Raw genomic sequence first — 23,411 nt, 5'->3', positions numbered from 1 at the left:
AAGGACGACCGACATTGAAGATTCTGATCCTGGGCGGATATGGCGTGTTCGGCGGACGGCTGGCACGCCTGTTGTCGGATCTGCATGGTCTGGAACTGCTGATCTGCGGGCGCAACCTGCCCGCCGCCCAGGCCTTCTGCGACACCTACAGCGGCGCTCCGACGGTGCGCCCTCTGCGGCTGGACCGCACCGAGGTGGCCGCCGCCCTGACCGCCGAGCAGCCCGCGCTGGTCATTGATGCCTCCGGTCCGTTCCAGGACTACGGCGCGCAGGGCTATCAGGTCGTGGAAGCCTGTATCGCGGCACGTGTTCCGTATCTGGACTTCGCCGACGCCGCCGACTTCGTGTTCGGCATCGACCGCTATGACGCGCAGGCAAAGGCGGCAGGCATCTTCGTGCTGTCCGGGGTCAGCAGTTTCCCCGTGCTGACCGCGGCGGTGTTGCGCGAGATGGCCAAGGTCATGGAACTGCGGGTCGTCGATGGCGGTATCGCGCCGTCACCGTATGCCGGCATTGGCCTGAACGTGATGCGTGCCGTTGTCGGGTACGCCGGCTCGCCGGTGAAGCTGCGTCGTCATGGGCAGCCGGGGCAGGGCGTGGGGCTGGCGGAAAGCCGCCGATTCACCGTGGCGGTGCCGGGCCGGCTGCCCCTGCGCAACCTGCACTTTTCGCTGGTCGACGTGCCGGATCTGCAGGTGCTGCCGCCGGAGCACCCGGGCATGACCGACATCTGGATCGGTGCCGGTCCCGTGCCCGAGGTGCTGCACCGTGTCCTCAACCTGCTGGCCAAGACGCGGGCGCGCTTCCGCCTGCCGTCGCTGGAGCCGCTGTCGCCGCTGTTCTACAGAGTGCTGAACCTGATGAAGTTCGGCGAGCATCGCGGCGGCATGTATGTGCGCGCGCGGGGCCAGCATGCGAGTGCCCCGGTGGAGCTGACCTGGCACCTGCTGGCAGAGGGCGATGACGGTCCTTACATTCCGTCGATGGCCATCGAGGCGGTGATCCGCAAATGGCTGGCCGGTGAGCGTCCTGCCGATGGCGCGCGCCCCGCGACGCATGCGCTGGAGTTGGCCGACTACGAGGCGTTGTTTGCCGGCCGTTCGATCCACACCGGTTTCCGCCGCGAGCAGCCCGGTGCAGCACTGTATCCGCAACTGCTGGGCACGGCGTTCGAAACCCTGCCTGCGCAGGTGCAGGCGCTGCATCGTGATGCGCAGCCGCGCCACTGGCGCGGCCAGGCCGATATCCGGCGGGGGCGTGGTGTGCTCGCACGCGTCGTCGCTGCCGTGATCGGCTTCCCCAAGGAGGGCGAAGCAGTGCCGGTGACGGTGTCGTTCGCGCCTGAGCGCGGTGGCGAACGCTGGACCCGCGACTTTGGCGGACGCCGCTTTTCGTCGTGGCAGCGACGTGGCGAAGGGCGCAACGACGCTCTGCTGGTCGAACGCTTTGGGCTGATCGACGTGGCCATCGCGCTGGTGGTGGAGAGTGACCGACTGTGTCTGGTGCCACGGCGCTGGTCGGTGCTCGGCGTGCCGCTGCCGACGTGTCTGTTGCCGAAGGGCACAACCTTCGAGACCGAGCGCGACGGGCAGTTTGTGTTTGATGTGGAGATTGCCGCGCCGCTGATCGGTTTGATCGTCGGTTACCGCGGGCGATTGCTCCCGGCGTAACGCCACGCAAACAAAAAAGGGCACCCGAAGGTGCCCTTTCTGTATCAACGCCAGATCTTGATCTGGTCGTTCTCCACCCGCTGCATCGGCTGGCCCGGCTTGCAGGTGAACGTGGCACCGAACGCCGGCAGGTTGGACAGCGGACCATTGGTGCGCCAACGGCCCGGTGCGCGGATGTCACCGGTCAGACGCTGCGCGGCCTCGTTCGGCGACAGCTGCTGCGGCCACAGCGCCGCCCAGGCGCGGAAGAAGCCCTGCTGCTGGGCCGGCTTGGCCTTCGGTTCCTGCGCCAGGTAAGCCGCCCAGGCCAGTTCAACGCCGGCGATGTCGGCGAGGTTTTCTTCCTGGGTCAGCGCGCCGTTGACCTTGGCCCCCTTCACGCCGGGGAAGTCATACGCGCTGTACTGCGCGGCGACACGGCTGCCGAGCAGGGTCCAGGCGGTCTTGTCTGCCGGGGTCCACCAGCTGCGCAGTTCGCCCTTGGAATCCACCAGCGCACCCTTGGCGTCGACGGCGCGGTTCAGCTCATGCGCCACCAGTGCACCGAAGCTGCCGAACTTGTCGGCGGCGTCAGCCTTGGCGTTGAACACCGGGCCCTGCAGTGCGGCGGCGGTGACGATCAGGCGGTTCTGCGCGATGTCATAGGCCAGCGACGGCTGCTGCGGCAGCACGTCCCAGCGGCGGTCGGCGTTGCCCTTGCCGATGCGCTTCATTTCCTCGCGGTGGCGCCAGGTCGAGGCGATCAGCATGTTGCCGCCGAAGCTGCCGCGGCCCATCGGCTGCACGGTGTAGTCCAGGTCGCGCAGCGGCGTGCCGATCTCGATCTTCAGCGCGGCCAGCTTGGCTTGCGCCTCGCTCTTGGCTTCGGCGCTCAGCCAGCTGCTGTTCTTGACCGCGTCGATCTGCACTTCACGCACCTTGTCGACGATCCATGCGGCCTGGCGACGGTCTTCAGCCGACAGGTGGCGGGCGGCGTACTCACGACCGACCATCGGGCCGGCGGCGACGTTGATCGCGTTGAGCACCTGTTCCCAGCGTGCCGGAGCCAGGGTTTCACCCCGGATCACGCGGCCACGGAATTCGAATTCCGCATCGCGGTAGGCCTTGGACAGGTAAGGTGCCATCGCATCGCCCACGCGCCAGCGCAGGTAGGCCTTCCACTGGTCCGGCTTGATCCGGGTGACCATGCCGTCCAGCGCCTTGAACAGATTCGGGTCGGCCAGCGACACCAGGTCGTCGTTCACGCCCTGCACTTTGAGGAACGCGTCCAGCTGCAGGTTCTTGTAGCGGCTGTTGAGGTCCTTGGTGGAGATCGGCGCGTAGTTGTTGAACGGGTTGTTGATCCCGGCCAGCGACTGCGCATTGCGCGCCAGCTCGGTTTCCAGCGCGATCACCGCCTGTGCTTCGGCATCCAGCTTGGCGGCCGGGGTGCCGGTCAGCGCCAGGATCTGCTTCACATAGTTGCGGTAGCGCCCCATCAACGCGACCGTGTCGGCGTCAGTGCGGGTGTAGAAGGCCGGGTCCGGCAGGCCCATGCCGCCCTGCATGAAGTAGCCGATATGGCGGTCGAGCGCCTTCAGGTCCACGTCCGGGGCGAAGTTGAAGGCCACCGGAATGCCGACCTGGTGCAGCGCGGCGATCGAGGCCGGCACGTCCTTGGCCTTCTTGATGGCGTTGATGCGGGTCAGCAGCGGGGCGATCGGGTTGGAGCCATCGGCTTCCACCGCAGCTTCGTCCAGGCCGCTGGCCCAGAAATCACCCAGCAGCTTCTGGGTATTGCCCTGCGGCGACTTCATCGCGGCATCCAGCAGCTCACGCTGCTGCAGGCGGGTGCGGTCGGCCAGTTGGCCCAGCGCGGTGGTGGCACCGGTCTGCGGCACCGGGTTGGCCTTCAGCCAGCCGGCATTGGTGGCGTCGTAGAAGTCGGTGCACTGCGCGCTGGCGGCCGGGGTACGGGCGGCCTTCTTCTTCGGCGCGGCGGAGGCATCGGTGATCACCAGGGACGCCAGGCCCAGACCCAGGGCAATGGCAAGCGGACGAAGGTTGGGCATGCGAAACAAATCCGGTCGGATTGAAGACCGCCGCAGTGTAGCAAGCCCGCATGAAAAGGCGGCATGCCCATAAAACAAAGGCCCGGGAAACCCGGGCCTCTGCATTCACACACGCCTGAAAGCGCTTACCAGATCACAACCTGCTGGTCGCCGGTGCGCACCATCGGCGCGCCGGGCTTGCACTCGAACGCGGCGGCGAAGGCCGGCAGGTTCGACGGCGCGCCCATTGCACGGAACTGTGCCGGGGCATGCGGGTCGGTGGCCAGGCGGACCTTGGCGTTTTCCGGGGTGTACTTGGTACGCCACACGGTGGCCCAGTTGAAGAAGAAGCGCTGGTCACGGCTGAAGCCGTCCACCTTGGCGTCTTCCTTGCCGGCCGAGGCCTTCTGCAGCGCGTCGTAGGCGGTAGCCAGGCCGCCCAGGTCGGCGATGTTCTCGCCCAGGGTCAGCTTGCCGTTGACCGCCTGGTCACCCACCTTGTAGCCATCGAACTGCTTGACCAGCTTGCCGGTCAGGCCGCTGAAGTTCTTGGTGTCGGCGTCGGTCCACCAGTTCTCGAAGTTGCCGGTCGGCCCGAAGCGGCTGCCCTGGTCGTCGTAACCGTGGGTCATTTCATGGCCGATCACCGCACCGATGCCACCGTAGTTCAGCGCGTCGTCGGCCTTCGGGTCGAAGAACGGCGGCTGCAGGATGGCGGCCGGGAACACGATCTCGTTCTGCAGCGGGTTGTAGTAGGCATTGACGGTCTGCGGGGTCATGCCCCACTCGGTCTTGTCGACCGGCTTGCCGATCTTGCCCAGTGCCCACTTGTAGTTGAACTCGTTGGCGGCGCGCACGTTGGCGAAGTAGCTGTCACGGCCGGTGGTCAGGCCGCTCCAGTCGCGCCACTTGTCCGGGTAACCGATCTTCGGAGTGAAGGTTTCCCACTTGGCAATCGCCTTGGCCTTGGTTTCGTCGCTCATCCAGGTCAGGCCCTGGATGCGTTCCTTGAGCGAGGCGGCCAGGTTCTTGACCAGCTCTTCCATCTTGGCCTTGGATTCGGGCGAGAAGGCGACCTTGACGTACAGCTGGCCGAAGGCTTCGCCAGCGTCGTTTTCGATGGTGCCCAGCACGCGCTTCCAGCGCGGCTTCTGTTCCTTCTGACCGTTGAGGGTCTTGCCGTAGAAGTTGTAGTTCTCATCCACGAAGGCATCGGCCAGGTACGGCGAAGCCGCATCCACCGTGTGGAAGCGCAGGTAGGCGCGCCACACCGACGGATCGGTGTCGCCCAGTGCCTTGCTCACTTCCTGGTGGAAGGTCGGAATGGCCATCGAGAACTTCTCCGGCGCGGCAATGCCCTGCGCCTTGAAGAATTCGGTCCAGCTGAAGTTCGGGGTCAGCTTGTCCGCGTCAGCCACGCTGACCGGGTTGTAGTACAGCGACACATCGCGCGAGAGCTGTTCGCTGGACTTGGAGGCCTTGGCCAGGCGGGTTTCGAACTTGACCACGTCTTCGGCCTGCTTGGCCGCGTCGGCAGCGGCAACGCCGGACAGTTCCAGCACCTTGGCCACGTGCGCCTGATAGGCCTTCAGCTTGTCGGCGTTCTTGGCGTCGGTGTAGTAGGTGGTGTCCGGCAGGCCCAGGCCGCCCTGGCTGGCGTAGGCGATGTTCTGCGAGGAGTTCTTGAAGTCCGCTTCCGGACCGAAGCCGAACAGCACGTTCTGGCCCTTGGCCGCGGTGCTGCGCAGGTAATCGGCGATGGCGTCCTTGTTCTGCAGGCCGTCGATGGCAGCCAGGTCGGCCTTGATCGGCTCGATGCCCTGCGCGTTGATCTTGGCCTCGTCCATGCCGGTGGCCCAGAAGTCACCAACGATCTTCTCGATGCCGGTCGGGTTCTTCACCGCGGCGACCTGTTCGGCCAATTGGTGCTGCACGGCGACCGAGCGCTCGTCCAGGATGGTGAAGGCGCCCCAGCTGGTGCGGTCGCCCGGGATTTCATTGGCGGCCAGCCACTTGCTGTTGACGTAGTCGCCGAACGCGGTGCAGGCGTCCAGGTTGGTGTCCAGGTCGGACTTCTGGAACGCGTTGTAGGCCGGCAGCTTGGCTTCGTCGAGCTTGAAGGCCGTCTCGGCGGGGGCGGCGGTCGGCGTGGCGGTGGAGGCCGCGCTGTCCGTAGCCGGGGTGTCATTCTTGCCGCAGCCGACCAGCGCGGCCGAAACGGCCAGGGTCAGCAGAACCATCTTGGGAGTGCGAGCGATCACGTGTAAGGCCTCCAGGCCGAAAGTGCGTGCATGGGGTGCTCCTTGCGGAGCGTGGGGCAGACGATACGCCGCTGGCCCGGCCTGCAAGGGTGTCGAAGGTCATGGACGATGGCAAGCGGCGGCATGTGAACGTGGCGCGCGGGGCGACAGGTGCGGTCCGGGCGGTGTATACAGCCAGAATGAGCAAAGCCACTTCGGGTGTGTGGGACGCGGTCATCATCGGCGGCGGGCACAACGGCCTGGTCTGCGCGGCCTACCTGGCCCAGGCCGGCAAGCAGGTACGCGTGCTGGAGCGGCGGGGCGTGGTCGGTGGGGCCGCGGTCACCGAGGAGTTTCATCCGGGATTCCGCAATTCGGTGGCCTCTTACACGGTGTCGCTGCTGCAGCCCAAGGTGATCGCCGATCTGGATCTTGCCGCCCATGGGCTGCGGGTGGTGCCGCGGCGGATCAACAACTTCCTGCCGCTGGAGAACGACTATCTGCTGGCCGGTCCGGGCCGCACCCGCGCGGAGGTCGCGCGCTTCTCCGCCCACGATGCCGAGCAGCTGCCGTTGTTCGAGCAACGCCTGGAAGCCTTTGCAGATGTGCTGCGCGATACCGCCTTGCAGGCACCGCCCAACGTGGGCGAGGGCGGTTGGCTGCGCCAGCTGCCCGCGTTGTGGCGGGCCGGCCAGCTGGGTCGTCGTCTGCACGGCCTGGAGCCGGCACTGCGGCAGGAGCTGCTGGACCTGTTCACCATCTCCGCTTCGGAGTACCTCGATCGCTGGTTCGAGAGCGAGCCGATCAAGGCCTTGTTCGGGTTTGACGGCATCGTTGGCAACTACGCCAGTCCGCACGCGCCCGGTACCGCCTACGTGCTGCTGCACCACGCCTTCGGCGAAAGCAACGGCGTGAAGGGGGCCTGGGGCCATGCCATCGGCGGCATGGGCGCGATCACCCAGGCGATGGCACGCGCCGCGCAGGCGGCCGGTGCGCAGATCCAGACGAATGCAGGCGTGCAGCGGGTGCTGGTGGAGCAGGGCCGGGCGGTGGGTGTGGAAACGACGGACGGCGAGATCATCCGTGCGCGCGCGGTGGTGGCCAACGTCAATCCCAAACTGCTGTATGAGCGGCTGCTGTCGCCCGAAGAGGTGCCCGCTGCCACCCGCGAACGCATGGCCAACTGGCGCTGTGCTTCTGGCACGTTCCGCATGAATGTCGCGCTGTCGGCGCTGCCCGATTTCACCGTGCTGCCCGGGGCAGGCGACCATCTCACCGCCGGCATCATCATCGCGCCGACGCTGGCTTACATGGACCGTGCCTACAGCGATGCCCGCGCGCATGGCTGGTCACGCCAGCCTATCGTGGAAATGTTGATTCCCAGCACGCTGGACGATTCGCTGGCACCCTCCGGGCAACATGTCGCCAGCCTGTTCTGCCAGCACGTGGCACCGGTGCTTCCCGGTGGGCGCAGCTGGGACGACCACCGTGAGGAGGTGGCGGACCTGATGATCGCCACCGTCGAGCAGCACGCGCCGGGTTTCAGCCAGTTGGTGCTGGGCCGACAGGTGCTCAGTCCGCTGGATCTGGAGCGCACGTTCGGGCTGATCGGCGGCGACATCTTCCACGGCGCGCTCAGCCTCAACCAGTTGTTCAGCGCACGTCCGATGCTCGGCCAGGCGGATTATCGCGGTGCGTTGCCGGGCCTGTATCTATGCGGCTCCGGAACGCATCCCGGCGGCGGTGTGACCGGCGCACCCGGACACAACGCCGCACAGGCGATTCTGGCGGACTGATAGCGCCTACAAACCCTTACAACCCGCCGCCACCACACCCCTTGGTGAGGTAGTCGTCGATCAGCTGCAACTGCTCGCCCATGATCGCGCGGGTCCAGGCCGGGCCATGCGCGTAGTCGGCGATGGCGTGGTACTCCACGGGTTGCCCGGAGTTCTTTGCCTTGGCCACGAACCACTCGGACTGTTCGATCGGCACGGTGCGGTCGCGATCACCGTGGTAGACCATCAGCGGAATCTTCATCTCGCCAGCCTTGTCCAGCGGATTGAGGCCGTCCACGGTCTTGGCCTGGGCCTGGCGGAAGAACGGGTTGGTGTAGAAGCGCGACCAGATCTTCTTGATATCGGACACACCGGCACCGGCAATGGCGCACTTGTACAGGCCATTCGGACGCACCGATGCGGCGAACGCGGAGTAACCGCCATAGGAGAACCCGAACATGGCGATGTGACCCGGCTGGGCGATCTTCTGCTCGATCATCCATTGGGCACCGTCGTCCTTGTCGTCCTGCATCTTCTGGCCCCATTCGGCGTCGCCGGCCATCCACAGGCGACGACTCCAGTCGGCTGAACCACGGAACTGCGGGCGCAGCACCGCCATGCACCGCGAGGCCATCAGCGGCACCCACATGGAGCCGTCGAAGTCCATGCCATCGCGACCCCACGGGCCGCCGTGCGGGTGCACCACCGCCTTCCACGGGCCCGCTCCGCACAGTTCGGTGTTCGGGGTGGTCAGGAACGCTGGAATGTCCAGGCCGTCGCGGGCCTTGTAGTAGACCAGCCGGGTATCACCCATCGCGCCGGGGTCGATCTGCGGGTAGGCCTTGGCCAGCAGGGTGAGCCTGCCGCCGCTGAAGAGGTAGTACTCCGGCGGATTGGCCGGGCCGGACACGGCAACCAGAAACGTCTTCAGGTCGGCGCTGTAGTCCATCAGGCGGATGGATCGACCGGTATCCAGCGTGGTTGTGGCGTGTATGCCTGTCGCCGGGTCAACCAGTTCGACAGGGCTGGAGGTGATGTTGAGTGCCTGTCGAAGGCCGGCTTCAAGCGCCTTGAACGTGGGATTGGTCCACTCGATCTCGTTCGTGCGTGGTCCCGCGTAGCCGATGCCCAGCAGGGCACCGAAGGGGACGCCGCCGGCTTCTTTGTAGCGGTTCATCAATACCGCGCCGGCATTGAAGAACTTGTGCTCGTACAGCAGTTCCTTCTGCTTGCGTGCCGCGATGTCGTATTCGTAGATCACGGTCTTGTCGCGGCCCACATTGCTGAGCATGAAGGCGATGTTCGGGTCATCGGCAAAGCCGACCACCTGGTTGATGTCGCGGTCCTTTACGTAGGAGCGGAAGTGCTGCTCCCAGGCGTTGGTCGCCGGATTGCGGAACTCGGTGGCGATGTAGGCACCGGTGCCATCAACGTCCTGGCGCAGGCGGGCGCGCAGCTCGCTGTTGAGGTCGGTGACATAGCCGGCCACGCGCTCTTCGGTCTTCTGGATGCGCTGGGTGCTGAAGGTGCGCAGGTTGACCTTGTACACGTCACCGGAATTGCTGCCGGCCCCGTTGATCACCAGGATGTGGTCGGGGTCGTTGGGCAGGGTGTCGAGCACGGTGGAATTGGACAACGCCTGTTCCAGTTCCTCGGTCTGGCTGCTGGCACGGGGCGGATTGATCGGTTCCTTCCAGACCTTGCCTTCAGTGTCGGTGATGAAGAACTTGCTGATGAAGGTCTTGTTGAGGCGGTCGGTACGCAGGTCGAACGGTTGCCACAGCGTGACCGCCAGCAGGCCGTTCTTGATGAAGCTGACGCTCTGGAACTTCATCCGGCCGGCACCGATGACGGTGGGGGCGGCCTCCAGGGCGTCGGTCTTCCAGACCAGGATGACACGCTCTTCGCCGCGTGCCTGCAGGCCGGCGATCTGTTTGCCGTCAGGCGACAGCGACAGGCTGGAGACCTGCGGGAAGGCGGCCAGCTGCTCGATGCTGGGCACGTTGGGCTTGGCGTGAACGGGCAATGCGGCCGCAGCGGCCAGTGCCAGTGCGGCCAGGGTCAGGGATTTGAGGTTCATGGTGCGACTCCAGGCGGGAACGATGAACGTAGAGGCCAAAAAAAACCGCCGCCCGGAGCCGGGCGGCGGTTCATTCCCACGATCAGAAGCTCTTGCTGAGATTCACGAAGTAGGTGCGGCCGACGTAGTCATAACCGCTGTACAGCGGGGAGTTGCCGACGCGGCTGTAAGCGCCGGAGGAGATCACCGGCGGCGTCTCGTTGCGCAGGTTGCGCACGCCGGCGACCACCGACCACTTGTCGCCCTTGTACTCGGTCGACAGGGCGTGCAGGAAGTAGCTCGGCACGTCGAACTTGTACACGGAGGTTGCCGCGTCCAACTCGTAGTAGTCGTAGCTCTGCATCTTGTTGATCCACTCCAGACCGTAGCGGAACTTCCACTTGTTCCAGGTGTACACCAGGTCCAGGGTGCCCGACTTGTCGGGGGTGTTGAGCATGCCGTTGTAGTCGATCAATTCGTCATCGGCGAACAGCTTGTTGGACTGCTCCAGGAAACGCGTCACCTGGGCGGTGGCGCGCAGGCTGCCCGGACCGAGGTCGCGGGTGTAGCGCAGGGTGAAGTCCAGGCCGCGCACCTTGTCGGTGGCGAGGTTGACGTAGCTGTCATGCACGGTCAGCGCGTTGTTGACCGGGTTGCGAGGATCGATCAGACGGCAGAACCCGCCACCGGCACGGAAGTCCGGGCTGTTGTAGCAGAGCTCCAGCAGATTGGCACCGCCGGCACGCGAAACGCCGTTGCTGACGTCGATGTCGAAGTAGTCCACTGCCAGCGAGATGTCGCCCACTGCGGACGGGAACTCCGGCTGCAGCACGATGCCGCCGGTGAAGTTCTTCGAGGTTTCCGCCTTCAGGCCACTTTCGGCACCGCCGGCCTGGATGACCGAGACCGACTGGGTGGACTGGAAGTCAGGAGCCAGGCCTTCAGAGGCACAGTTGCGCGCCAGTGCGGTGCCCGGGTCGCTGCCCCAGTTGTTGCAGGGATCGATCTGGTTGCTCAGGAAGCCGCTGGTCGCACCCAGGAACTGTTCGAACAGCGCCGGTGCGCGGTACGAGGTGCCGTAGGAGGCGCGGAACGAGACCCAGCTGACCGGGGTCCACAGGCCGCCGATCTTGTAGGTGTGGTCGGAGCCGTAGGAGTCGTAGTCGGTCCAGCGGCCCGAGACGTTGAAGGTCAGTTCCTCGGCGGCGGTGACGCCGGACAGCACCGGAATCTCCAGTTCGCCGAACACTTCCTTCACCGAGTCCGTACCGCGGGTCGGGGTCGAGGAGGTCAGGTTGTACAGATTGTTGTTGATGGAGTGGATCGACGGGGTGTCGTCGATCTTGGCGCGGCGCCATTCAGCACCGAACGCACCCCGCACGTCGCCGTGCGGCAGCGAGAACAGCGGGCCGCTGAACGAGATGTTGGCGGTGGTTTCGGTGTACAGCGTGTTGCCGGTGACCGGCACGAACACGTAGTCGGTCCAGGCGCGCGGCAGCTCGCCGCCGATCACGGCGCTGGTCAGACGCGGCGCGGCCACGCAGCCGTCCGAGGTGTCGACGCAGCGGAAGCCGCCGGCACCGTCAGCCACCACGTTGAGGCTCTTGCTCAGGCGGTCGGTCAGGAACGATTCCATGGTGTAGTCCGCGTCGGAACGCGAATGGCTCAGCGCGAAGTCGTAGTCCCAGGTCGAGCTGAGGTTGCCACGCAGGCCGGCCGTTCCCTTGAAGAAGTCGACCTTCTGCGAGCTCTTGTCGTTGCCGAAGCCGATGAAGGCACGCACGCCGACGCCGCCACCGAAGTTGGACGAGGCCAGGTTCGACGGAATCAGCGGGCTGCCACGCAGGTAGTCCAGCGACAGCTGGCGGTAGCCGGTCTGTTCGGATTCGCGGCGGTTGCCCAGCAGTTCAAAGTAGGCTTCCGCATCGCCCATGACGCCCAGATCCAGGCCGCCCTGCAGGAAGGCGGTGTGGGTTTCTGCGCCCGAGATCAGCGACCGGTTGAGGGTGCGCGGATCGAAGGTGTCACGGATGTTGGTGTTGGTGGTCTGGCCACCGCCCACGCCTTCGAAGCCCACCAGGCCGGTGGTCACGGCCGAGTTCGGACGCCAGCGGTTGAAGGTGGTGCCACGTGCACCTGCGGCGGCAACGCCGGTCAGGTTGTTGGTGCCGATGGTGTTGATGGTGACGCCGTTGGAGCCGGTGCCGGTGATCGGGTAGCACTTGGGCTGGCCGGTGAGCGGATCGATGGTGTCGGCACCACCCCAGCCGCCACCGGTGGGCAGACGGCGATAGTCGGTGTTGCAACGGGTCCACTCGCGGTCGGCCAGAGTCAGACCGTCGCGGTTGTAGTACTCGTAGGAACCGGAAATGTGGCCGCTCGCACCGGTGGTGCCGGCGACGATGGCATAGCGGCGCTCTTCGCCGCCGCCGCCGTCGGTGGCGGTCTGGCGCGCTTCGAAGGTCACGCCGTCGACCTTGCTCTTGGTGATGATGTTGATGACGCCGGCGACGGCGTCGGAGCCGTACACGGACGAAGCACCGTCCTTCAGCACTTCAACGCGGTCGATCATGGCGTCGGGCAGCACGTTCAGATCGGCGGCACCCACCGAACCACGCGTACCCGCCGGTGCCACGCGGCGACCGTTCATCAGGATCAGGGTACGGGTCGGGCCCAGGCCGCGCAGACCGACGGTGTTGGCACCCGGGCCGCCGTTGGTCACATAGCCGCCATAGGCGTTGTTGATCTGTGCGGCACCGGCGGTGATGGCGGTGCTCTGCAGCACCCCGGCGGTGGACTGGAAGCCCGCCAGGGTGGTTTCTTCACGGGTGATGACCTGGACCGGGGATACCGAGTTGAACACGTCGCGGCTGATGCGCGAACCGGTGACGGTGACGGTTTCCAGATTGGTGGCGCTGCTCTTGGTGGCCGATTCCGTTTCGGTCGTGGTGCTCTGTGCAAACGCCGGCGCTGCGCTCAGCAGGACGGCGGTGGCCAGTGCATAGCTCAGCGGGTTCCGGCTGAGCGACGTGCGATTGATCATGAATGGATCCCCTTGGAACGGACGTTGTGCCAAAACACCGGCAACAGTGACCCGACGGCGTCCCATGGACACTCGCGTCAAAAGTGGGTGGTGTTTTGTCCCTGTTCACCAGCCGTTTGTGCTGGTGGCCGGAAGTTAACATAGCCTTAACGCAACCTGTCAACTGTTCATCAAGCAGTCATAAAGGAAAGGTAGGGGCGTCCAATCTTTCGTTCTCATTTGTCATTCAAGTGATTGATATTAAAGCTATGTCACTTGGTTTCAAATGAAACATGTCGGAGAGAAAGTGTGATGTTGGTCGCGTTGAAAACACCGGCCTGAACGGCCTGCGCGAACGGCCTTTTCGCGCTGTCATGTCAGGACATGCGCAGACAGGAGCGGACAGGCATGGACACGACTTCGGTGCCGCCAGCCCCTTCGCCGGGTCCCTGAACACGATCGACAGCGTCCTTGCCGCGGGGGCGGCGAAAAGGGTCCAGCCAGCTCGGCCCTGTATAGTGGAGGGCTTTCCTGATTCGCTTTCCCGGAGTGCCCGCAGTGAGTGCCAGCCCCTCTCGACGTCCCCATGTCAGCCAGGTGCAGAAAGGGCTCAGCCCGCATCCGCGGGTCCGCAATGTGATCGCGGTGGGTTCGGGCAAGGGCGGTGTGGGCAAGTCGACCACGGCGGTGAATCTGGCCGTGGCGTTGGCCAAGCTGGGGGCGCGCGTCGGCCTGCTCGATGCGGACATCTACGGCCCCAGCGTGCCGACCATGCTGGGCCTGAGCGGTCGCCCGGAAAGCCCGGACAACAAGTCGATCGAGCCGCTGCGCGCGTTCGGCGTGGAAACCATGTCGATCGGCTACCTGATCGAGGACGAAACGCCGATGATCTGGCGGGGTCCGATGGCCACCTCGGCCATGACCCAGTTCTTCAATGACACCCTGTGGGACGATCTGGACTACCTGCTGATCGACCTGCCGCCGGGTACCGGCGACATCCAGCTCACGCTCACGCAGAAGATTCCGCTGGCCGGCGCGGTCATCGTCACCACCCCGCAGGACATCGCCACGCTGGATGCGAAGAAGGCGTTGAAGATGTTCGAGAAGGTCGAGGTGCCGGTGCTGGGCATCGTCGAGAACATGGCCGTGCACACCTGCAGCAACTGCGGGCAGGTCGAGCACCTGTTCGGCGACGGCGGTGGCCAGCGCATGGCAGCGCAGTACGGCGTGCCGCTGCTGGGTTCGCTGCCGCTGGACATCGGCATCCGCGAGCAGGGCGACGTGGGCACGCCGATTGTGGCCGCCGCACCGGAGTCGCTGGCCGCCAAGGCGTATCTGGCCGCCGCCGAGCGTCTGGTCGAGGAAATGGGCAAGCGTCCGCGCGCCAGCATTCCGATCCTGTCCCAGCTGCTCTGAACCGCTTAGAATTCTTGCCTCAACGCACCCAGGACCCCCCGATGAGCATCAAGAGTGACCGCTGGATCCGCCGCATGTCCGAGCAGCACGGCATGATCGAGCCGTTCGAGCCCGGCCAGGTCAAGCAGGCCAACGGCCAGCGCATCGTCAGCTACGGCACCTCCAGCTACGGCTACGACGTGCGCTGCTCGCGTGAGTTCAAGGTGTTCACCAACATCAACTCCACCATTGTCGACCCCAAGCACTTCGACAGTGGCAGCTTCGTCGACATCACCGCCGACGAGTGCATCATCCCGCCCAACAGCTTCGCGCTGGCGCGCACCGTGGAGTACTTCCGCATTCCGCGCGACACCCTGGTGGTGTGCCTGGGCAAGAGCACCTACGCGCGCTGCGGCATCATCGTCAACGTGACCCCGCTGGAGCCGGAGTGGGAAGGGCATGTGACCCTGGAGTTCAGCAACACCACGCCGCTGCCGGCGCGCATCTACGCCAATGAAGGCGTCGCCCAGATGCTGTTCTTCCAGGCCGCGCCGGACGATATCTGCGAAACCTCGTACAAGGATCGCGGCGGCAAGTACCAGGGCCAGACCGGCGTCACTCTGCCACGCACCTGAAGTAGCGCCGGCCGTTGGCCGGCCCTCGCAGATGCAGAAAAGGCGCGGATCACTCCGCGCCTTTTTGCTTATTTGCCGCGACCAAACAACATCGCCACACCTACCGCCACCAGGCCCACCGGCCACCAGGTCAAAAACAGCCGGGACAGGTTCAACTGGGTCCAGCCCAGGTTGCTGGCCAGCATGAACAGGCCGATCAGGATCAACAGGATGGCAGCGACAAGATTGAAACGCATGGGATTCGGTCTGGACTCAGGGCTGGGGCGAATATCCTAGCCGTTCCTTCCAGTACGCGACACGTTCGGCGAGCACTTCGGGGTCGAAGCGATGCGCCTGTCCGTGGCCCCAGACCGGCGCGGGCCACGCCGGGTCGCCCTGATGGCGGCCGATCACGTGGAAATGCAGCTGGCGCACGATGTTGCCCAGCGAACCGATGTTGATCTTTTCCACGCCGTCGGTGCCCTTGAGCGCCTTGCAGGCCCGGTTCAACTCGGTGCGCAGCTTGTCCTGCTGCTCGCCGTCCAGTTCGATCCATTCGGTGATGTCGGCCAGCCGCGGCACCAGAATCAACCACGGGTACCGCTCGTCATTCATCAACCGCACTTGCGACAACGGGCCTTCGTCCACCAGTACACTGTCGGTGGCCAGACGGGAATCCAGTTCAAACTCGCTCATCCAAGATGCTCCGAAAAGAAGTCAAGGGTGCGTTGCAGCGCCAGGGCGGCGCTGTCTGGATCATACCCGTGTCCGACGTTGCGGTTGAAGGCATGGTCGGCCGGATAGACATAGGTGGCCATCTGCGGCAGCTTTTCGCGGTGGGCCTGCACGGCCTCCGGTGGAATGCTCTTGTCCTGCGCGCCGAAGTGGAACATGACCGGTGCCTTGGCCGTCTCGTCCAGGAACTGGACGTTGCGGGCACCGTAGTAGCTGACCGAGGGCAGGCCCAGGCGCAACGCCGACAACAGGGCAATGCTGCCACCCCAGCAATAGCCGACGGTACCGACCTTGCCCGCCGGGGCCAGTTTCGAGGCCGCCGCGCGGACGATCTCCAGCGCTTTTTCCACCCCGAGCGCATTGACCCGTTCCAGACCCTGCTTCACCCCGTCCGGGTCGTAGGGCAGGGCGTCGGGATCGGCCTCGGGGCCATCGACCAGGTCGAAGAACGAGGGGGCCAGCACCGCGTAGCCCTGCGCCGCAAACCCTTCGGCCACCTCGCGGATATGCGGGTTGGCCCCGAAAATTTCCTGGATGACCACCAGCCCCCCGCGCGGCTTGCCTTCCGGCAGTGCCTGCCAGGCCCGGACCGGCCCGTAATGCGTATCCAGCGTGACCCACTCACCCATTGCAGTACTCCTGAATGTTCAGGCGTTCATTATCGGCTGCGGCGGGGTTAGCGGGGTGTCACAACGTGCTGTCGATATACTTGCCCTGCGCTGTCGGCGCGACGGCGGGTCATGGAGGGCGTGGGGATGTGGCGATTGATTGTGGTGGGGGTTGCGCTTGCATTCTCGGCGGGGTGTGACCGCCTGAATGATCTGACGATGCGGATGGCCGGGTGGGAAACCATCGTGCTGGAATCGCACCCTTTTGAGCTGCGAGCGCAAGGGAGGCAGTTCCTCAGCCAGGCCGCGTTGACGTCTCGGGGCGAGGTAAGTGTTTGTGTGGTGCTGAAGACGGATGCTGGCGAACAACCGCCGCCGTTCCGGAGCGCGGAGTTTGAGGCCCTCATGAAAGGGGCAGTCCTGACTGCAACACTCGAGTCCGAAGCGGGGCGTGTCTACAGCCTGGGTCTTCCGAGCCAGGCATGGAAACTCAACGGTGTCGTGTCAGATGGTCCTGAGCTTGCAGCATGTGTTTCGAATGGTGACGAGGCGTCAATTCCTGCGGGCGAGGTAATACGCACGGTGCAGATACGGTCAGACCGGCCGCTCACTGTGCTGGGGGTCTATTGGCAATCAGAACCCCCGTCCGGTGGGGCGAAGGGCTGATTCAGCCTGCAGGGGCGCTTCAGGGCGCGATTCAGGGCGCAGCCCCCAACCCCGGTATACTGGCGGCCTTTCAGGCCCCGGCCCCCAGGTCTGCCTGCCCTCCCGGCAGCGGCCCAGGCCCCCAGAGTCCCGCGATCCATGTCCCAGCTGAACCCCAAAGTCGGCTTCGTCAGCCTTGGCTGCCCGAAGGCCCTTGTCGATTCCGAGCGCATCCTCACCCAGTTGCGGGCCGAGGGCTACGACATCGTGCCGTCCTATGACTCGGCCGACGTGGTCGTGGTCAACACCTGTGGCTTCATTGATTCGGCAGTGACCGAATCGCTGGACGCCATCGGCGAGGCGATGAACGAGAACGGCAAGGTGATCGTCACCGGCTGCCTGGGCAAGCGCCCGGAGGAGATCCGCAAGGCTTACCCGGACGTGCTGGCGGTGTCCGGCCCGCAGGACTACCAGAGCGTGATGGAGGCGGTGCATGCCGCGCTGCCGCCCAAGCATGATCCGTTCGTGGATCTGGTGCCGGATTACGGCATCAAGCTGACCCCGCGCCACTACGCCTATCTGAAGATCTCCGAGGGCTGCAACCACCATTGCAGCTTCTGCATCATTCCCTCCATGCGTGGCAAGCTGGTCTCGCGCCCGGTGGACGACGTGCTGCGCGAAGCCGAGAGGCTGGTGCGTGGCGGCGTCAAGGAACTGCTGGTGGTTTCGCAGGACACCTCCGCCTATGGCGTGGACGTGAAGTACGCCGAGCGCATGTGGCGTGACAAGGCCTACCAGACCCGCATGAAGTCGCTGTGCGAAGGCTTGTCCGAGCTCGATGCGTGGACTCGCATGCACTACGTCTACCCGTACCCGCACGTGGACGACGTGGTGCCGCTGATGGCCGAAAACCGCATCCTGCCGTACCTGGACATCCCGTTCCAGCACGCCAGCCCGCGCATCCTGAAGTTGATGAAGCGCCCGGGCGCGGTCGACAAGACCCTGGAGCGCGTGCAGCGCTGGCGTCAGCTGTGCCCGGACATCACCGTGCGCTCGACCTTCATCGTCGGCTTCCCCGGTGAAACCGAGGCCGAGTTCGAAGAGCTGCTGTCGTTCCTCGACGAAGCGCAGCTGGACCGTGTCGGCGCGTTCGCCTACTCGCCGGTCACCGGTGCCACCGCCAACGACCTGCCCGGCGCAGTGCCGGACGAGGTCAAGCAGGAGCGTCTGGCCCGCTTCATGGCCCGTCAGGCCGAGATCTCCGCCGCGCGCCTGGAGGCCAAGATCGGCACCGTGCAGCAGTGCCTGGTCGACGCGATTGAAGACGGCATCGCCGTGGCCCGTTCCAAGGCCGATGCGCCGGAGATCGACGGCCTGGTGCACATCCAGAATGCCGACGAAGCGCGCCTGCAGGTGGGGCAGTTCGTCAATGTCGAAATCACCGAAAGCGACGAGCATGATCTGTATGGCGACGCACTGATCGAGGAAACCCCGGCGCGCAAGCTGCTCGACCTCAAGGTGCTGTGACCACGGCGGCGGCCGATGCCGGTGGCATGCGCCGCCGGTTCGTTGCGCCGCTGCGTGCAGAGGTGTCGACAACCACGTTCGAGCACCCGCTGTTCGCGCAGATCTCCGGTTTCCGGGATCTGCTCACCGGCCCGGAGTGGCCGTCCGTGTCAATGCTGGATCAGCGTCTGGCATTGGACGGCAGGCATCTGGTTGAACAGACCGACGCGTTGCTGGCTGACGGTCTGCACTACGAAACGCGCATTGCGCGAGGCGCGATCGCCACCCGCGCGGATAACTGGCACGACCTGTTCAATGCCGTGGTCTGGGCCCGTTATCCCGCGCTCAAGCAGGCGCTCAACCTGCAGCAGTGCCGACACGTCGAGGGGCAGGGCGGGCACCAGCGCAATCGCGCGCAGGCCGCACTGACGCAGTTCGATGAGAGTGGTGTGGTGGTGCGCGTGACGGATGCTGCGCTGTTGCAGCTGTGGGATGCGCATGACTGGCAATCGCTGTTCGTTGCGCAGGCGGATGCCTGGCGAGATGGGCGCATCGCGGTGGCGGCTGTGTTTGGCCATGCGCTGATGGAACAGGCGTTGCTGCCCGAGCGGTTGCTGGTGGGGAAATGTCTGGTGGTGCAGGGCGATGATGATGCCGGTGCCGTGGCCGCGGTAGCGCAGGCCGTGGAAGACGGCCGCGTGCTGTGTGATCCGCTGGAGCTGCGGCCGTTGCCGATGATGGGCGTGCCGGGATGGTGGGCACCGCAGCATCCGGGGTTTTATGCGGATGCGGGGTATTTCCGGCCGTTGCGTGAGGGGCGGCGGTATCCGGACGCCATGGGTCACGCGGCGTAATCCACCGCCAGAATCGCAAACCCGGTGCGCCCGCTCGGCAGCTCCACCTCAAACTCATCGTCCACGCGCTTCTTCAGCAACGCCCGCGCCAGCGGTGAATCAATGCTGATCCACCCGGCACCGGCATCGGTCTCATCCGGCCCGACGATGCGGTAGCGCGTGGTGTCACCGCTATCGACATTCTCCAGCTCCACCCACGCGCCAAAAAACACTGCCTGCGGATCGGTTGGCACCGTATCCACGACCCGCAACGACTCCAGTCGCTTGGTCAGGTAGCGCACCCGGCGGTCGATCTCGCCCAGTTGCTTCTTGCGATAGGTGTACTCGGCGTTCTCCGAACGGTCGCCTTCAGCGGCCGCTGCGGCCAGCGCTTTCACCACTTCGGGGCGCTTCACGCGCCACAACTCATCCAGCTCGCTTTTCAGGCGCTGATGCCCCTGCGCGGTGATCAGCGCCGTGCTCTTCTCGCCGGGCGGACGCCAACGCGACATCAGCGCTTGCCGCCGAAAATGCCGCCCAGGATGCCGCGCACGATCTGGTTGCCCAGTTTGGTGCCGACCGTGCGGGTGGTCTGCTTGGCCATGGTTTCAATCATGCCCTGGCGGCGCTTGGTCCCGAAGATGGCGTCCTTGATCGACTGACCGAAGCCGCCTTCCTGCGCCTCATCCTGCTCGCGCGTGCGTGCCTTGGGCGCGTCGGCCTGCTGGACGGCTTTCTCCGCACGCTGGGCCAGCAGCTCGGCGGCCGATTCGCGGTTCACTGTGGTGTCGTAGCGGGTACCGACCGGGCTGCCGGCACGCACCTGTGCGCGCTCGGCCTCGGTGATCGCGCCCATGCGGCAGCGCGGCGGGACGATCCGGGTCTGCTGCACCGGCGAGGGAATGCCCTTGTCCTGCAACGTGGAGACCAGCGCCTCGCCGGTGCCCAGCTGTGACAGCGTGGCCACCACATCCAGTTTGGGATTGGGGACGAAGGTCTCTGCGGCGATCTTCACGGCCTTCTGGTCGCGCGGGGTGAACGCGCGCAGCGCATGCTGCACCCGGTTGCCCAGCTGGCCAAGGATGTTGGCCGGCACGTCGTCGGGGAACTGCGAGCAGAAGTACACGCCCACGCCCTTGGAACGGATGAGCCGCACCACCTGCTCGATGCGCTGTACCAGTGCGGCCGGGGCATCGTCGAACAGCAGGTGCGCCTCGTCGAAGATGAAGACCAGCTTCGGCTTTTCCAGATCGCCCACTTCCGGCAGCGTTTCAAACAGTTCCGACAGCAGCCACAACAGGAATGTCGAATACAGGCGCGGCTTGAGTACCAGCTGGTCGGCGGCGAGGATGCCGATCACGCCGCGACCGTCATGGTTGACCCGCATCAGGTCGGCCAGCTCCAGTGCCGGCTCGCCGAAGAACGACTCGCCGCCGTCCTGCGACAGCCGCAGCAGGGCGCGCTGGATCGCCGCCACGGTCTGTGCACTGACCAGGCCGTACTCGGTCGAGATGTCCTTGCGCTCGTCGGCCACCAGTCCCAGCAGGGCGCGCAGGTCGTCCAGGTCGAGCAGCAGCAGGCCGCGGTCGTCGGCCAACTTGAACACGATGTCGAGCACGCCGGCCTGGGTGTCATTGAGCTCCAGGATGCGCGCCAGCAGGGTGGGGCCCATTTCGCTGACGGTGGTGCGCACCGGATGGCCCAGCTTGCCGTACAGGTCCCAGAAGACGGTCGGGCTGCCAGCAGGGGCATAGTCGCTGACGCCGATCTCCTGCGCGCGCTGCAGCAGCTTTTCGCCGCCGGCACCGGGTACGGCCAGGCCGGAGACATCGCCCTTCACATCGGCCAGGAATACCGGCACCCCGATCCGTGAAAACCCTTCGGCCAGGGTCATCAGGGTTACCGTCTTGCCGGTGCCGGTGGCTCCGGCCACCAGCCCGTGGCGGTTGCCCAGCGCGGGTTGGAGGGTGACGGCGATGTCGTCGGTGACGCCTTTGCCAATCAGGATCGGGTCCATGGTCAACTCGCGGTAGGGATGCAGGTGAATGGGCGGGGTTGATGGGCTGATTCTAAACGCGGGGCGAGGCGGGACGGGTGACCGGGTTGCCCCGATGCAAGCCGCACAGCTACTCTGCCTGCTCATTCGTTCACAGTGCCAAAGATGCCCGTTCCTGTCCTGTTTGTCCGTGGTTGGCCGCTGCTGGCATTGGCTGCTCTGTTCACCGTTGCGCCGCAGGCGCAGGCCCAGCGCGTGTCCGCACGTGACAAGGTCAAGATCGAGGCGCTGGAGCAGCGCATGGCCACCGCCGAGAAGCGCTTCGCCGATGCCCAGGTGCTGGTCGCCAATGCCGACCCCAAGGGGCGCAACGAAAGCGATGCCGCGCTGGAAGACATGGAGGACGTGGTCAGCGCCTGTGTCGCGCAGAAGGGCTGCCAGGTCAGCAACCTGCTGACCACCTACAAGCGCCTGCTCAAGAGCAACGCTGACGCCAGTGGGGAAGAGGAGCAGGAGGTCGCCGGCAGCGGTCCGGCGCTGCTGGAAGCCGACCCGGACCACATCGGCCCGCTGGCTGCCGACGTCCCTGAGGCGGCGCGCGCCGCTGCGCTGCTCAACGACAAGCGCCATGCCTTCGACAACATGGTCGAGTACAACCCGGCCGTGCAGGCCGGCATCCGCCGCTGGCTGACCGACATGCGTCCGGCGCTTCTGACCAGCTACGAGAACTACCAGAACCTGCGTTCGGTGATGTGGCCGGAATGGGAGAAGCGCGGCCTGCCCGAGGCCCTGCTGTTCGGCATCATGGCCAAGGAATCCAATGGGCGCGTGCATGCCTCCTCGCGCGCGGGAGCGGCCGGGCTGATGCAGTTCATGCCGGCCACCGGCCGTCGTTTTGGCCTGGGCCCGGACGGTACCGGTTTTGACACCCGCTTCGATGCGCGCAGCGCCGCCGAAGCCAGCGCCACCTACCTCAACGAGCGCATGCGCGAGCTCAACAACAGCGTCGAGCTGTCGCTGGCCGGTTACAACGGCGGCGAGGGCCGTGCCGTGCGCGTGTACCGGCAGAACCCGGGGCAGGGCTTCTGGGTCGACAGCGTATACAACCAGTTCCCGGCTGAAACCAAGGACTACGTGCCGATGGTGATCGCCGCGGCCTGGATCTATCTGCACCCGCAGCAGTACGGGGTGGAGTTCCCGAAGATCAGCGCGCAGCCGGCCACGCTGCGGCTGGCGAAGTCCACCACCATCTACGAACTGACCATCTGCCTGGGCAGTGCCGGCACCCGCGACGGCTACATGCGCGTGCTGCGCAATCTCAACCCGCGCTATGAGGCGGACGGCTGGATTCCGGCCGGCACGATCATCAATGCCACCACCCGCATTGCCGGCCTGTACAACCGCTACTGCGTGTCCGGTCCGCGCGCCGACCTGGCCCGCACCCTGATCACCGCCGACCTCAATGCCGCCATCGTGCGCCCGAACGCGGCCAGCTACACCGGCAACGTGGCGGTGGGCAGCGTGGTGCCGGTGGCCGGCGTGGAAGCCGCCGCAGCCGCCACCGCGCCTACCGCGCCGGTGGCGGTGGCCCCCAAGCCGAAACCCAAGCCGGTACGCAGCGTGAAGGTCGGCAAGGGCGACACCCTCGGGCGGATCTCCGACAAGTACAGCTGCGACCTGCGTGAGCTGGCGCGTGCCAACGGACTCAAAGCCCCGGCCTATGCGCTGCGGCAGGGACAGTCGCTGAAACTGCAGGGATGCGGGAAGTAACCCGGAACCTGTTAGGCTCGCCGCCATTGAAGCGCTTTTTTAAGGAATGACGATGGATATCACCGCCATCAACGAGATGTTTGCCAACATCCGTGAGAACACCGACTGGGACCTGCAGGGCAACCTGGTGTGGGGCTACTTCTTCGTCAACACCACCCCGGAGCCGCTACAGGGCCTGGCGAAGGTGCTGGAAGGCCAGGGCTACACCGTGGTCGAGCTGTTTGAGCCGGAGCTGGAAGAGGGCGAAGCGCCGTACCACGTGCTGCACGTGGAGAAGATCGAGATCCACTCGGTCGAGTCGCTGGACACGCGCAATCATGAGTTGCAGGCGCTGGCCGAAGCCAACGGCGTCGAAGATTACGACGGCATGGATGTGGGTCCGGTTGAGTTCGCGCACGGTAGCGACGACGCCTGATTCCAGGCTGTCCCTAACCGATAAACCGGACACCCGTAGAGCCACGCCCTGCTTGGCTGCGGCCGTGTCCGACACCGCGAAGCCACGCAGGGCGTGGC

The 23,411-nt window shown here is 65.5% G+C and carries 18 protein-coding genes; 9 read left to right on the top strand and 9 right to left on the bottom strand.

The window, feature by feature from the left end; genetic code table 11:
• The first annotated feature begins 14 nt into the window (after window positions 1-14).
• Entirely contained in the window at window positions 15-1,670 is a 1,656-nt protein-coding gene (locus QMX83_RS04870) for an SDR family oxidoreductase (protein WP_282295531.1), read from the top strand.
• A gap of 44 nt (window positions 1,671-1,714) precedes the next feature.
• Here QMX83_RS04870 and QMX83_RS04865 read toward each other — a convergent pair whose 3' ends face one another.
• Both QMX83_RS04865 and QMX83_RS04860 read right to left on the bottom strand, forming a co-directional pair.
• Window positions 1,715-3,721 (bottom strand): M13 family metallopeptidase, encoded by a 2,007-nt coding sequence (locus QMX83_RS04865; RefSeq protein ID WP_282295530.1) that lies wholly within the window; start codon window positions 3,719-3,721, stop codon window positions 1,715-1,717.
• A 125-nt stretch (window positions 3,722-3,846) separates the two neighbouring features.
• Window positions 3,847-5,958, bottom strand: coding sequence for a M13-type metalloendopeptidase (locus QMX83_RS04860; RefSeq protein WP_282295551.1), 2,112 nt, complete (start codon window positions 5,956-5,958; stop codon window positions 3,847-3,849).
• Between the two features lie 182 nt (window positions 5,959-6,140).
• Between QMX83_RS04860 and QMX83_RS04855 the strand changes: the two genes are divergently transcribed.
• A complete protein-coding gene (locus QMX83_RS04855; RefSeq protein WP_282295529.1) occupies window positions 6,141-7,736 on the top strand; it encodes an NAD(P)/FAD-dependent oxidoreductase in 1,596 nt (531 codons plus the stop codon).
• A 16-nt stretch (window positions 7,737-7,752) separates the two neighbouring features.
• Here the strand turns inward: QMX83_RS04855 and QMX83_RS04850 are convergent, their stop codons facing one another.
• Both QMX83_RS04850 and QMX83_RS04845 read right to left on the bottom strand, forming a co-directional pair.
• Window positions 7,753-9,795 carry a prolyl oligopeptidase family serine peptidase gene (locus tag QMX83_RS04850; RefSeq protein ID WP_282295528.1) on the bottom strand — a complete coding sequence of 681 codons (2,043 nt, stop codon included), beginning with the start codon at window positions 9,793-9,795 and terminating at the stop codon, window positions 7,753-7,755.
• Window positions 9,796-9,877: 82 nt separating this feature from the next.
• Window positions 9,878-12,817: a TonB-dependent receptor gene (locus QMX83_RS04845; protein WP_282295527.1), complete on the bottom strand. Its 2,940-nt coding sequence runs from the start codon at window positions 12,815-12,817 to the stop codon at window positions 9,878-9,880.
• 528 nt (window positions 12,818-13,345) lie between these two features.
• Here QMX83_RS04845 and apbC point away from each other — a divergent pair.
• The gene (gene apbC, locus QMX83_RS04840) at window positions 13,346-14,212 is read left to right on the top strand and encodes an iron-sulfur cluster carrier protein ApbC (RefSeq protein WP_282295526.1); all 867 of its coding nucleotides are present in this window, start codon (window positions 13,346-13,348) and stop codon (window positions 14,210-14,212) included.
• A 41-nt stretch (window positions 14,213-14,253) separates the two neighbouring features.
• Complete coding sequence (gene dcd, locus QMX83_RS04835) at window positions 14,254-14,826, top strand: dCTP deaminase (protein ID WP_282295525.1); 573 nt, start codon at window positions 14,254-14,256, stop codon at window positions 14,824-14,826.
• Window positions 14,827-14,894: 68 nt separating this feature from the next.
• On the opposite strand, the gene QMX83_RS04830 is transcribed toward dcd, so the two are convergent.
• From QMX83_RS04830 to QMX83_RS04820, 3 genes are read right to left on the bottom strand one after another with little or no spacing between them, the layout of a single operon-like run.
• Window positions 14,895-15,062, bottom strand: a complete 168-nt coding sequence (locus QMX83_RS04830) for a DUF5668 domain-containing protein (RefSeq protein WP_185750090.1) — start codon at window positions 15,060-15,062, stop codon at window positions 14,895-14,897.
• 16 nt (window positions 15,063-15,078) lie between these two features.
• Complete coding sequence (locus tag QMX83_RS04825) at window positions 15,079-15,501, bottom strand: HIT family protein (protein WP_282295524.1); 423 nt, start codon at window positions 15,499-15,501, stop codon at window positions 15,079-15,081.
• Window positions 15,498-16,169: a dienelactone hydrolase family protein gene (locus tag QMX83_RS04820; protein WP_282295523.1), complete on the bottom strand. Its 672-nt coding sequence runs from the start codon at window positions 16,167-16,169 to the stop codon at window positions 15,498-15,500. Before QMX83_RS04820 ends, QMX83_RS04825 begins: the two co-directional genes overlap by 4 nt.
• A gap of 126 nt (window positions 16,170-16,295) precedes the next feature.
• Between QMX83_RS04820 and QMX83_RS04815 the strand changes: the two genes are divergently transcribed.
• From QMX83_RS04815 to QMX83_RS04805, 3 genes are all read left to right on the top strand, one after another.
• Window positions 16,296-16,814 (top strand): hypothetical protein, encoded by a 519-nt coding sequence (locus tag QMX83_RS04815; RefSeq protein ID WP_282295522.1) that lies wholly within the window; start codon window positions 16,296-16,298, stop codon window positions 16,812-16,814.
• A gap of 138 nt (window positions 16,815-16,952) precedes the next feature.
• On the top strand, window positions 16,953-18,320 hold the full coding sequence (gene rimO, locus QMX83_RS04810; RefSeq protein ID WP_282295521.1) for a 30S ribosomal protein S12 methylthiotransferase RimO: 1,368 nt from the start codon (window positions 16,953-16,955) through the stop codon (window positions 18,318-18,320).
• Window positions 18,321-18,346: 26 nt separating this feature from the next.
• Window positions 18,347-19,153, top strand: coding sequence for a DUF3025 domain-containing protein (locus QMX83_RS04805; protein ID WP_282295520.1), 807 nt, complete (start codon window positions 18,347-18,349; stop codon window positions 19,151-19,153).
• Here QMX83_RS04805 and greB read toward each other — a convergent pair.
• A complete protein-coding gene (gene greB, locus QMX83_RS04800) occupies window positions 19,141-19,644 on the bottom strand; it encodes a transcription elongation factor GreB (RefSeq protein ID WP_282295519.1) in 504 nt (167 codons plus the stop codon). The two genes, QMX83_RS04805 and greB, sit on opposite strands and share 13 nt — an antisense overlap.
• A complete protein-coding gene (locus tag QMX83_RS04795) occupies window positions 19,644-21,149 on the bottom strand; it encodes a helicase HerA-like domain-containing protein (protein ID WP_282295518.1) in 1,506 nt (501 codons plus the stop codon). The genes greB and QMX83_RS04795 overlap by 1 nt, the downstream gene beginning before the upstream one ends.
• Window positions 21,150-21,293: 144 nt before the next feature.
• Here QMX83_RS04795 and QMX83_RS04790 point away from each other — a divergent pair, with 144 nt between their 5' ends.
• Together QMX83_RS04790 and QMX83_RS04785 are read left to right on the top strand one after the other, a co-directional pair.
• The gene (locus tag QMX83_RS04790; protein ID WP_282295517.1) at window positions 21,294-22,898 is read left to right on the top strand and encodes a transglycosylase SLT domain-containing protein; all 1,605 of its coding nucleotides are present in this window, start codon (window positions 21,294-21,296) and stop codon (window positions 22,896-22,898) included.
• 52 nt (window positions 22,899-22,950) lie between these two features.
• Window positions 22,951-23,313: a ribonuclease E inhibitor RraB gene (locus tag QMX83_RS04785; RefSeq protein ID WP_282295516.1), complete on the top strand. Its 363-nt coding sequence runs from the start codon at window positions 22,951-22,953 to the stop codon at window positions 23,311-23,313.
• The last annotated feature ends 98 nt before the right edge of the window (window positions 23,314-23,411 follow it).

Source organism: Stenotrophomonas sp. PS02289 (assembly GCF_029960115.1).
Taxonomy (GTDB): domain Bacteria; phylum Pseudomonadota; class Gammaproteobacteria; order Xanthomonadales; family Xanthomonadaceae; genus Stenotrophomonas.
The sequence above is the reverse complement of the archived record's forward strand: the minus strand, read 5'-3'. Positions and strand labels throughout refer to the sequence as shown.